Below are 10,907 nucleotides of genomic sequence, written 5' to 3'. Positions count from 1 at the left end.
ATCCTTCCACGCGTTGTCGACATGATCCCAGAACTGGGGTCCGGCAGCTGCATCAGATCACCGGCCGGCCCCGCCCATCCGGGCGGTTCCGGCCGGTGATCCGTCTGCTGGACGAGGAACCAGGTCACTTCTTGGGCTGGGCCGTGGAGGTGATCTTGATCTTGCCGGAGGCGATGTCGGCCTTGATGGTGGTCAGCTCCGACTTCAGGTCCGAGGGGACCTTGCTGTCGAAGGTGTGGAAGGGAGACAGCCCGGTGCCACCGTTGGCCAGCGTGCCGACATAGGGATCCCCGGAGAAGGAGCCGTCCTTGGCTGACTTGATGGCTGCGAACACCGCCACATCCATCCCCTTGTACACCGAGGAGACGATGCTGCTGCAGTAGCTCGGCTGGGTCTTGCAACCGTCGGCGTCGACCCAGATCGCGTTGGCCTTGCCGCCGGTGGACTGCACCACCTGGAGGGCGCCGTTACCGGCGTTCCCGGCCACCGGGAGAACGATGTCAGCACCCTGGTTGATGAGGGTCTGGGCTGTGGTCTTGCCACCGGCGACATTCTGGAAGGGGTTCGGCTGCGGGACGAACTGGCCGTCCTGCTTCTTGGCGTCCCAGCCGAGCACCTGGACCGACTTCTTCTTCTGGGTGTTGTAGTAGTCGACGCCCTGGGCGAAACCGTCCATGAAGATCGTCACGGTGGGGATCTTCATCCCGCCGAAGGTACCGACCTTGCCGGTCTTGGTGAGCCCGGCGGCCAGGTATCCGGCCATGAAGGAGGACTCGGCGGTGTTGAAGATCAGCGGCTTGAGGTTCGAGGGGGCGTTCTCGGGCTGGGAGTCGACGATCGCGAAGTCGATGTTCGGGTTGGCCTTGGCAGCGGCGACGGTCGCCTTCTCGAGCAGGAAGCCGACCGAGACGATGATGGTGCACTTGGCGTCGACCATCGACTGAATGTTGACGGCGTAGTCCTTGTCGTCCTTGGACTCGACCTTGGCAGTCGGGATGCCCAGCTCGGAGGCGGCCTTCTCCACACCTGCCAGCGAGGTCTGGTTGAAGGACTTGTCGCTGAAACCGGCGGAGTCGGAGACGATGCAGGCCTTGAACGCACCGGAGGAGGCCGATCCGGACGATGCGGTGGTCGCTGCGGCGCTGGAACCGCTGGACTGATCGGGAGCCTGGGCACAGGCCGAGAGGGACAGGGCCATCGCCGAGAACACGGCCGAGGCCGCAATGAATTTCTTCTTCACGGACTGCCTCCTGGAGCAGGACGAGGATTGTGATCGGACCCGCGTCGTCGTCGGCTACGCGAGGCGGTCAAGACACTAGCCCCAACCCCTGCGCGGTGGTGTGCCCAGAGCGGCTCCGCGCCCCAAGCGTGACCAGATCGTCACATTGCGCCCCCACCACGGGCTCAGGCGACCTGACGGACCAGGGCCTCGGCGGCGTCCAGGATGGTGACTGTCTCATGCTCCCAGTGCGGCTCCTGGCCGCGGTAGGGGCCGGTGGCCAGCGAGATGATCACCGCAGCGGCCCGCAGCCTCAGACCGGTGGGATCGACCCGCTGGTCGAAGACCGGGACCCATTCGCGGATCAGCCGATGGACCCGGCCGGCCTGGACCTGGTCCATCCGCTGAACGGTCGACAGGTGGGCGACCAGGCAGGCCAGGTCATCGACGCGGCGTCCCGGCCCGATGGTGTCGACGTCCAGCACCCCGCAGACCCTTCCGCCACAGACATGCAGCTGTCCCTCGTGGAAGTCGCCGTGGGTGGGCTCATCGCCGGCCGGGATGCCGGTCAGGCCCTGGCCGATGATGCTCGTCATCCACCCCAGTCGGCCGGCCTGGGAGGGCATCGCCGCCGAGACCATTTGGGCGAAGTGCTCGACCGCGTCGCTCCAGGCAGGACGCCGCTCCAGGGCGACCACCTCGGCCGGCATGGCATCGAGCAGCCCGATGAGATCCTCGGCGGTGCACGGCGGATCGGGATCGAAGATCGCCCGGGCCAGCGGGGTCCCGGGCAGTTCGGCGAGGATCAACAGGTGGTCGGCGGTGGTCCCCACGATCACCGGGGCCGGCAGCCCGGCGTCGGTGAGAATCCGGTGACGGGTGCGGATCTGGTCGAAGGTCTCGGCGCGCAGCACCTTGACGAAGAAGGTGATCCTCGGATCGGTGACATCGACGCGCAGCACGGCACGGCGCCGCGGCCGGTAGCCGATCATGTGAAGGCTGACCTGCCCCGGGCTCACCGGACGCCCCACCAGCCCGAGCCTGGTGATGACCTCGGCCATCCGGTCGGGATAGGCGGCCCGTGCCAGACCTGGCAGGTCCGGGTCGTCGGGGTACAGCCAGACCGCCACCTCGCGGTCACCGTCGGCGAAGATCTCGGCATTGGAGTCGCTGGTGGCCGGCCCCGAGCTGCGCGCGCTGACACCGAGCAATTCCGAACGGGAACCGTAGGGCCAGGTCACGCTCGCCAGGTAGGTGGCGGTCGTCGATCGGCCCGGGTTGGCGTCGACATGCTCCAGGCGCCAGGAGTCCAGTCGGCCTCCGGCATGGCTCACCGCCGCCCTCAGCAACGGGTCGACCGCCGGGGTGGTGAGCAGGGCCGAACCGTCGGCATCGTGGCCGCCGAACCCAGCAGGGCTCATCTGGTCACCTCCTGGGGTCTGTCGCGGGCCGGTGCATCCACGTCGACCTGGTCGAGTCGACGCATGTCCAGCCAGGCGGCGCGGCGTCCGTCGACCTCGGTGACCGTCATCTCGACATTGGGCTCGGGATCCTCCTCCTGTTCCTCCTCCTTGCGCCCCACCGGGTTCAGGTGCACCTGCACCTTGGCGCCGGTGACCGGGACCTGCCCGTAGCGCGACATGAAGTACCCGGCCACGGTGTCATAGGGCCCCTCGGGCAGCTCCAGGCCGGTCTGGCCGGCGAACTCCTCGAGAGTCATCAGGCCGTCGACGTCGCGCTTGCGGACATGCATCGCATCGGAGGGGGCGACGGTGTCGTACTCGTCGGTGATGTCGCCGATCAGCTCCTCGACCAGATCCTCCAAGGTGACGATTCCTGCGGTGCCGCCGTACTCGTCCAGCACGATCGACAGATGGGAGTGCCCCTTGCGCATCTCCGAGAGGGCCTTGAGAGCCTTCACCGAGTCCGGCAGGGAGCTCACCGGGCGCACCAGCTGGATGACCTTGGCATGACGGTCGGCCGGATCCAGGTCGAGCAGATCGCGGACGTGGACGAAACCGGCGATCCGGTCCACCGACCCGTCGGTGACCGGGTAGCGCGAGTGCGAGCCCTCACGCACCATGCTGGCGGCCTGCGAGGCGCTCATCTCGCCGGCCAGGAAGTCCACCTCGGTGCGAGGCACCATCACCTCTCGCAGGGACTTGTCCCCGGCATGGAAGACCTCGTCGAGAATTCGGCGCTCCTCGGGCCCCAGAGCCGCCGAGGAGACCACCAGGGAGCGCAGCTCCTCCTGGGTGATCTCCTGGCGGGTCGCGCGCGGATCACCGCCCAGCATCCGGACCACGGCATTGGTGGAGACACCCAGGAACCAGATGACCGGACGGAAGATCATCGCCATCACATTGGTCAGCGGTCCCAGTACCAGGGCGAATCCCTCAGGTCGCTGCATCGCCAGGCGCTTGGCGGTGAGCTCCCCGAGCACGATGGAGACGTAGGAGATCGCCATCGTGGTGATGATCAACGAGACGGTGCCGGCCGCCGAGGGGCCCAGTCCCCACCTCAGGAAGACCGGGTCGAGATCCTTGGCCAGGGTCGCCCCGCCGAAGGCCGAGGCGAGGAAACCCGACAGGGTGACCCCGATCTGGACCGAGGACAGGAACCGGTTGGGCTCTGAGACCAGATTGGCGATCGCCCGACCGCGCGATCCGCTGGTGGCCGCCAGCTGCTTGACCTGGGACTGGCGCAGCGTGACCAGTGCCATCTCGGCGGCCGAGAACACCCCGCCGATCATCACGAAGATGAGCACCAGCACGATATTGCCGACAATCTCAGACATGGCCACTCACCTTAGATGCCATCCGCTGGACCCCACCGCACCGGTGCCCGCCAAGGTGCCCCCTCAGCCGATCTGGTCGCCGCTGAGAGTACGCCGCAGGACCCGGTCGACGACCGCGTTGAAGGTCGGGCTGGGCCGCATCGCGGCCTCGGTGCTGGCCTCATCGGGCCGGTAGTAGCCGCCCAGATCCACCGGTGACCCCTGGACCGCCGCCAGCTCCGCCAGGATCGCATCGGTCTTGTCGTCCAACGCCTCGGCGGTGCGGGCGAAACGGTTGGCCAGCATCGAGTCATCGAACTGACCGGCGAGCGCCTGGGCCCAGTAGAGAGCCAGGTAGAACTGGGAACCCCGGTTGTCGATCCGACCGACCTCGCGGGCCGGGCCGCGGTCATTGTCCAGGTAGGCCCCGATCGCGGTGTCCAGGGTGCTGGCCAGCACCGCGGCCCGGGTGTCCTCGGTGGTGCGTGCGATGTGGTCCAGGCAGGCCTGCAGGGCGCAGTACTCCCCCAGCGAGTCCCAGCGCAGATGGTCCTCGGCGAGGAACTGGGCGACATGCTTGGGTGCCGAACCGCCGGCCCCGGTCTCGAACAGCCCGCCACCGGCCAGCAGCGGCACGATCGACAGCATCTTGGCGCTGGTGCCGATCTCCATGATCGGGAACAGGTCGGTGAGGTAGTCGCGCAGCACATTGCCGGTCACCGAGATGGTGTCCTCGCCGCGCCTGACCCGCTCCAGGGTGTAGCGCATGGCATCGGCAGGGGCCAGGATGCGGATCTCCAGACCCGTGGTGTCGTGATCGGGCAGGTAGGCCTTGACCTTCTCGATCACCTGCCGGTCGTGGGCGCGATCCCCGTCCAGCCAGAACACCGCCGGCGCCCCGCTGATCCGGGCCCGCTCGACGGCAAGCCTCACCCAGTCGCGCACCGGGATGTCGCGAACCCGGCTCATCCGCCAGATGTCACCGGCGCCGACCCGCTGGCTCACCTTCACCTGCTCCCCGCTGCGCACCTCCACGGTGCCCGCGGTGGGGATGATGTAGGTGGTCTGGTGGGAGCCGTACTCCTCGGCCTTCTGGGCCATCAACCCGACATTGGGGACGTCGCCCATCGTCGCCGGGTCCAGCGCCCCGTTGTGACGGCAGTCGTCCATGATGGCCGCGTAGATGGTGGCGTAGCTGCGGTCGGGAATCACGGCCAGGGTCTGCTGGCGCTGCCCCTCGGCGTTCCACATGCATCCGGAGTCGCGGATCACGGTGGGCATCGAGTTGTCGATGATGATGAGGTTCCCGGCGTGCAGGTTGGTGATCCCCTTGTCGGAGTCCACCATGGCCAGGGCGGGCCGGGCGGCGAAGGCCTCGTCGATGGCGGCGTGGATCGCCGCGGCGCGATCGGCCGGCAGGGTGTCCACCTTGGCCAGCAGATCGGCCAGTCCCAGATCGGGGTCGACGCCGGCATCTGCCAGGTCGGCGGCGAAGCGGTCGAAGACCGCGGCCAGGAAGGTCTTGACGGCGTGGCCGAAGAGCACCGGGTCGGAGACCTTCATCATGGTGGCCTTGAGGTGGACCGACCACAGCAGGTTCTCCGCCCTGGCGGTCTCCAGGGTCTCGGCGTAGAACTCGTCGAGGGCTGCCGCCGACATGTAGGTGGCGTCGACGATCTCCCCGTCCAGCACCTTGAGACCGTCGTTGAGGACCGTCCGAGTGCCGTCGTCGGCGGTGTGGACGATGGTCAGCGTCTCCCCGGTGGAGACGAACGACTCCTCGTGGCCGTAGAAGTCACCATCGGCCATGTGGGCCACCCGGGCCGTGATGTCGGGTGTCCACGCTCCCATCCTGTGCGGGTGGGCCTTGGCGTAGGCCTTCACCGCGGCCGGCGCGCGACGGTCCGAGTTCCCCTGGCGCAGCACCGGGTTGACCGCCGAGCCCAGCACGGTGGCGTAACGGGCGGCGATCCGACGGGAGTCCTCGTCATCGGGGCGCTCCGGGTAGTCGGGGATGTCGAACCCCTGGGACTGCAGCTCTGCGATGGCCGCTTTGAGCTGGGGCACCGAGGCCGAGATGTTCGGCAGCTTGATGATGCAGGCCGCCGGGTCACCGGTGAGTTCACCGAGCTCGGCCAGGTGGTCGGCCACCTGCTGCCCCTCGGTCAGCCGCTCCGGGAACCGGGCCAGGATCCGGGAGGCCAGCGAGATGTCGCTGGTGGACACCTCGATGCCCGAGTCCTGCAGGAATCCCTCGATGATCGGCAGCAGCGAGTAGGACGCCAACGCCGGCGCCTCGTCGATCTTGGTCCAGACGATGGTGGCCATGGATGGTGCTCCTTGCGGTCGGCGGAAGGGGAACTCGCGAGGGGGCGTCGCGGGGAGATGTCCGCTGTGGGGCCCGAGCTGTGCTGGCGGGCCGGTGACCCTCTCCGGCTCACAGGCTACCCGGGATCGAGGGCCCGACCGTGCCATTCCGCCATCCCTGCTGCGGGGACAGGTGCGGGTGCAGGCACTACTGTGTGGCCCGTGACGAACCCCCTTCCCCCCATCCGCCGCAGCGACGACGAGCTCGTGGTCACCTGGCAGTGCCCGGACCGTGCCGGGATCGTGCACGCGGTCACCGGAGCCTGCGTCAGCGCCGGGGGCAATCTCACCGAGCTCCAGCAGTTCTCCAGCATCGACACCGGCCGGTTCTTCATGCGCCTGCAGGTCCGCGACATGACCTCGGCGGCCGATCTGACGGCCGCCCTGCGCGGCATCGCCCCGGCCTTCGGGGCCACCGTGAATGTGGATCGGCTCGGCCGACCGGTACGCACCCTGGTACTGGCCTCCAAGGCGCCGCACTGCCTGGCCCACCTGCTGTTCAACAAGGACGCCGGCAGGCTTCCCCTCGAGATCGTCAAGGTGATGGCCAACCACCCGGATCTGGCCGATCTGGCGGCCTTCCACGGGGTGGACTTCGAGCACCGTCCCATCCTCGGACAGGCCGACACCAAGGACGCCGGCAACCCGCGGGCCGCTCTGCCCGGGGCCGGTTCCAAGGGCGACTTCGAACAGGCCGTCCTCGACACCGTCGCCGCTGAGCAGGTGGAGCTGGTGGTGCTGGCCCGCTACATGCAGATCCTCTCCCCGAGGCTGTGCGAGGAGCTGTCGGGACGCTGCATCAACATCCACCACTCCTTCCTGCCCGGGTTCAAGGGGGCCAATCCCTACCGGCAGGCCCACGAACGCGGCGTCAAGCTGATCGGCGCCACTGCCCACTTCGTCACCAGCGATCTGGACGAGGGGCCGATCATCGAGCAGAACGTCCAGCGGGTCGACCACTCGCAGACCGTCTCCCAGCTCACCGCGATCGGCCAGGACACCGAGTCGACCACCCTGGCCGAGGCGGTGCGGCTGTACTGCGAGCACCGGGCCTTCCTGGACGGCCGGCGGACAGTGATCTTCAGGTAGCCCTCCCGGTCCAGACTCCAGGGGTGCCTGCTCGCAGCTGCCAGGGCGTCACTAGAGTGATCACCAAGACTTGTCGTAGAAGACTTCTGAGGAGACTTTCCATGAGCACTGCTCCCGTCAAGATCGCCGTCACCGGCGCTGCCGGTCAGATCTGTTACAGCCTGCTGTTCCGCATCGCCAGCGGATCGCTGCTGGGCTCCACCCCCATCGAGCTGCGCCTGCTCGAGATCACCCCGGCGCTCAAGGCGCTGGAGGGTGTCGTCATGGAGCTTGACGACTGCGCCTTCCCGAACCTGGTCAATGTTGAGATCGGCGATGACCCGAAGAAGGTCTTCGACGGCGTCAACGCCGCCTTCCTGGTCGGCGCCATGCCCCGCAAGGCCGGCATGGAGCGCTCCGACCTGCTGAGCAAGAACGGTGCGATCTTCACCGCTCAGGGCAAAGCCCTCAACGAGGTCGCCGCCGACGATGTCAAGGTCCTGGTGACCGGCAACCCGGCCAACACCAATGCGCTGATCGCGGCCACCAACGCCACCGACATCCCCAACGACCACTTCGCCGCCCTGACCCGTCTGGACCACAACCGCGCCAAGACGCAGCTGGCCCGCAAGGTCGGCGCCAGCGTCGCCGATGTCACCCACATGACGATCTGGGGCAACCACTCCTCCACCCAGTACCCCGACGTCTTCCACGCCGAGGTGGCCGGCAGGAGCGCTGCCGATCTGGTGGACGAGGCCTGGGTCGAGAGCGACTTCATCCCCACCGTCGCCAAGCGCGGTGCCGCGATCATCGCCGCCCGTGGATCCTCCTCCGCCGCCTCTGCCGCCAACGCCACCGTCGAGTGCATGCACGACTGGCTGGGCACCACCGCCAAGGGCGACTGGGTCTCGATGGCGGTTCCCTCCGACGGCTCCTACGGGGTTCCCGAGGGTGTCATCTCCTCCTTCCCGGTGACCGTCACCGATGGCAAGGTCGAGATCGTCCAGGGCTTGGACATCGACTCCTTCTCGCGCGCCAAGATCGACGCCTCGGTCGCCGAGCTGGAGGACGAGCGCAAGGCCGTCACCGAGCTCGGGCTGATCTGAGCCAACCGAGTCGCAAGCACACGCACATCGGGGGTCGTCTTCGGACGGCCCCCGATGTGCGTCCGCAACCGCGGATCAGACCGGCTGGGAGTGCTTGACCACCATCACCAGAGCCGCGATGGCCACCGCCGATCCGATCAGGATCAGGCAGTCCACCCACTTGGCCCGCACCACGAGCTGGCCGGCCAGCCGCTCGGGGAGCAGCAGTCTCATCAGCCCGGCCGCCATCACCGCTGCGGCGAGGACCATCGCCCCCTTGCGCCAGTGACCGGTGTCGATGACCACCGCCGAGATCACCACCCCGGTCAGACTCACCAGAAGGGCCCAGGACGAGCCCGTCTCGAAACGGCCTGGGCCGGGGGTCCTGACGGTCACGAGCGCCCAGCACCCTTGGAGGAGGTCTCCCCCGCTGCTGCGATCTGCTCGGCCCTGTCCACCACATTGGACAACAGCATCGCCCGGGTCATCGGGCCGACCCCACCGGGATTCGGGGAGACCCAGGCGGCCTTCTCCCAGACATCGGCGGCGAAGTCACCGAGGATCCTGCCCTCGGGCGAACGGGACACCCCGACATCGACCAGCACCGCACCCTCCTTGACCATCGAGGCGTCGATGAGTCCCGGGGACCCGGCGGCACCGACCACGATGTCGGCGGCGCGGGTGTGACGGGCCAGATCCCGGGTGCCGGTGTGACACAGGGTGACGGTGCAGTTCTCGCTGCGGCGGGTCAGCAGCAGCCCCAGGGGACGGCCGACGGTGGTGCCGCGGCCCACCACGCAGACCTCCTTGCCGGGCAGCTCGACGCCGTGTCGGGTGAGCAGCTCGACGATGCCGCGCGGGGTGCACGGCAGCGGGCCCGGTTCGTTGAGCACCAGATAGCCCAGCGAGACAGGTGCCAGGCCGTCGGCGTCCTTCAGCGGGTCGATGAGGCCCAGTGCCCAGTTCTGGTCGATCTGCCGGGGAAGGGGGAGCTGGACGATGTACCCGGTGCAGGCCGGGTCCTCATTGAGGCCGTGGATCCGCTCCGCCAGGGTCTCGGCACTGACATCGGCAGGCAGGTCGACGCGGATCGACTCGATGCCGACCTGGGCGCAGTCGCGGTGCTTGCCGCGGACGTACTGGTGGGAGGCCGGATCGTCACCGACCAGCACGGTGCCCAGACCGGGGACCACACCCCTGGCCCGCAGCGCCGAGACCCGCTCGGCCAACTCGGACTTGATCTGGGCGGCGGTGGCCTTCCCGTCGAGCCTCTGCGCTGTCATCGCTCTCCTGCCCTTGAAACCACTGTCTCGGCATCACCATGTCATCATCGAGCCGGCAGTGATGGGACGCCGACCGACGCCGGTCCCATCCTGCCATGCCGGCCCGTCGGGGCGGTGCCCCTCTCAGCGGGCCAGCACCTCGATCAGCCGGGCCAGCTGCCGAGCGCTCAGCACCGCCGGCAGGCACAGCAGGTCCTGCGGCCAGCCCGCCGCACCCAGATGTGTTGGTTCGTCCCAGTGGATCGGTTCCTCCAGGCCGAGCCGGTGCAGGGCCAGGGCGGCCCGACCGGCCCCTGGCCAGCGCAGCACCAGGGGGCAGACGGCGTCGGGGTTGAGGACGTCGATGCGGCCGTCGCCGCACCTCCGCGCAGCCAGCTCGGCCAGTGCGGCCAGCACCGCACGGCGAGTCTCCATGATCCGCTCGGCCAGTGCTGCCGGATCGACCTCCCGCGACTGCTCCAGAGTGCGAGGGTGCGGTGGCACCGGCGTCCAGGAGTCGTCGGCCAGATCCTCTGCCGCCTCGAAGGCCTCCACTCCAGGCTGCGCCAGGAACCGCATCCGGGCGGCGGTCAGCCGGTCATCGGCCGGGGTGCGGGCCGCGAGCTCGAGGTCGCCGGTCCCGGTGATCCAAGCCAGCTCGCCCAGCGGCATCAGCTTGCGGATGCTCACCACCTCCGTCCAGCCCCGCTGGGGCTCGACCCGGTCGGCGCCGGGGCGGCGGTGAGCCTGCAGGAAGGAGTGGGTGCGGTCGACCACCACCTGGCCGCCGCGGCGGCCAGCAGCTGTGAGAACGGCGTCCAGATCCGCGCCGGGATGGATCCCGAAGGTCTCGCAGTGCAGCACCACCGGACTCTCACCGGCCGACCTGAGGGTCGCCAGCTGCGCAGCCAGCATCCCGGGATCCATCAGCAGGTCCTCGGCAACCGGCACCCGATGGACCGCCAGCCCCTCCAACTGCCAGGGGGTCACCATCGTCTGGCAGCTGAACTGCGGCACCAGCACGGTCCGCCGACCCTGTTCACGAGCGCGCTGGGCCGCCAGGCCGAGTGCCTGGCGGCCCAGCGCCACCACGGTGGCGTCGTCCGGGATCAACCCCACGAGGGACCCGC

At 68.6% G+C, this 10,907-nt stretch carries 9 protein-coding genes; 2 read left to right on the top strand and 7 right to left on the bottom strand.

Translation table 11 applies throughout. The features are described 5' to 3' along the window. Positions 1-124 precede the first annotated feature (124 nt). From G554_RS0111100 to G554_RS16005, 4 genes are all read right to left on the bottom strand, one after another. Positions 125-1,198 carry a BMP family lipoprotein gene (locus G554_RS0111100; protein ID WP_425393355.1) on the bottom strand — a complete coding sequence of 358 codons (1,074 nt, stop codon included), beginning with the start codon at positions 1,196-1,198 and terminating at the stop codon, positions 125-127. Between the two features lie 206 nt (positions 1,199-1,404). Beyond that, a complete protein-coding gene (locus tag G554_RS0111095) occupies positions 1,405-2,640 on the bottom strand; it encodes a phosphotransferase (protein ID WP_027587943.1) in 1,236 nt (411 codons plus the stop codon). Further along, positions 2,637-4,016 (bottom strand): hemolysin family protein, encoded by a 1,380-nt coding sequence (locus G554_RS0111090; protein ID WP_027587942.1) that lies wholly within the window; start codon positions 4,014-4,016, stop codon positions 2,637-2,639. Before G554_RS0111090 ends, G554_RS0111095 begins: the two co-directional genes overlap by 4 nt. A gap of 63 nt (positions 4,017-4,079) precedes the next feature. Beyond that, on the bottom strand, positions 4,080-6,323 hold the full coding sequence (locus tag G554_RS16005) for an NADP-dependent isocitrate dehydrogenase (protein ID WP_036925392.1): 2,244 nt from the start codon (positions 6,321-6,323) through the stop codon (positions 4,080-4,082). Positions 6,324-6,524: 201 nt separating this feature from the next. Here G554_RS16005 and G554_RS0111080 point away from each other — a divergent pair, with 201 nt between their 5' ends. Both G554_RS0111080 and G554_RS0111075 read left to right on the top strand, forming a co-directional pair. Continuing rightward, positions 6,525-7,451, top strand: coding sequence for a formyltetrahydrofolate deformylase (locus G554_RS0111080; RefSeq protein WP_084648489.1), 927 nt, complete (start codon positions 6,525-6,527; stop codon positions 7,449-7,451). 101 nt (positions 7,452-7,552) lie between these two features. After that, entirely contained in the window at positions 7,553-8,536 is a 984-nt protein-coding gene (locus G554_RS0111075) for a malate dehydrogenase (protein WP_027587940.1), read from the top strand. A 75-nt stretch (positions 8,537-8,611) separates the two neighbouring features. On the opposite strand, the gene G554_RS0111070 is transcribed toward G554_RS0111075, so the two are convergent. The 3 genes from G554_RS0111070 to G554_RS17750 all read right to left on the bottom strand — a co-directional run bounded on the left by G554_RS0111070 (position 8,612) and on the right by G554_RS17750 (position 10,896). Further along, entirely contained in the window at positions 8,612-8,911 is a 300-nt protein-coding gene (locus tag G554_RS0111070; protein ID WP_051232951.1) for a DUF3017 domain-containing protein, read from the bottom strand. Further along, positions 8,908-9,798, bottom strand: coding sequence for a bifunctional methylenetetrahydrofolate dehydrogenase/methenyltetrahydrofolate cyclohydrolase (locus G554_RS16000; protein ID WP_051232950.1), 891 nt, complete (start codon positions 9,796-9,798; stop codon positions 8,908-8,910). The genes G554_RS0111070 and G554_RS16000 overlap by 4 nt, the downstream gene beginning before the upstream one ends. Positions 9,799-9,921: 123 nt before the next feature. Beyond that, positions 9,922-10,896: a hypothetical protein gene (locus G554_RS17750; protein ID WP_154654264.1), complete on the bottom strand. Its 975-nt coding sequence runs from the start codon at positions 10,894-10,896 to the stop codon at positions 9,922-9,924. Positions 10,897-10,907: the final 11 nt, after the last annotated feature.

The organism is Acidipropionibacterium thoenii DSM 20276 (assembly GCF_000423445.1).
GTDB classification, from domain to species: domain Bacteria; phylum Actinomycetota; class Actinomycetes; order Propionibacteriales; family Propionibacteriaceae; genus Acidipropionibacterium; species Acidipropionibacterium thoenii.
This window is presented reverse-complemented; position numbering and strand designations above follow the sequence as displayed.

What these genes read in the sequence shown, in the direction of transcription:
- G554_RS0111100 (WP_425393355.1), bottom strand. Translation starts at nt 1,198, where the DNA reads ATGGCCCTGTCCCTCTCGGCCTGTGCCCAGGCTCCCGATCAGTCCAGC.
- G554_RS0111095 (WP_027587943.1), bottom strand. Translation starts at nt 2,640, where the DNA reads ATGAGCCCTGCTGGGTTCGGCGGCCACGATGCCGACGGTTCGGCCCTG.
- G554_RS0111090 (WP_027587942.1), bottom strand. Translation starts at nt 4,016, where the DNA reads ATGTCTGAGATTGTCGGCAATATCGTGCTGGTGCTCATCTTCGTGATG.
- G554_RS16005 (WP_036925392.1), bottom strand. Translation starts at nt 6,323, where the DNA reads ATGGCCACCATCGTCTGGACCAAGATCGACGAGGCGCCGGCGTTGGCG.
- G554_RS0111075 (WP_027587940.1), top strand. Translation starts at nt 7,553, where the DNA reads ATGAGCACTGCTCCCGTCAAGATCGCCGTCACCGGCGCTGCCGGTCAG.
- G554_RS16000 (WP_051232950.1), bottom strand. Translation starts at nt 9,798, where the DNA reads ATGACAGCGCAGAGGCTCGACGGGAAGGCCACCGCCGCCCAGATCAAG.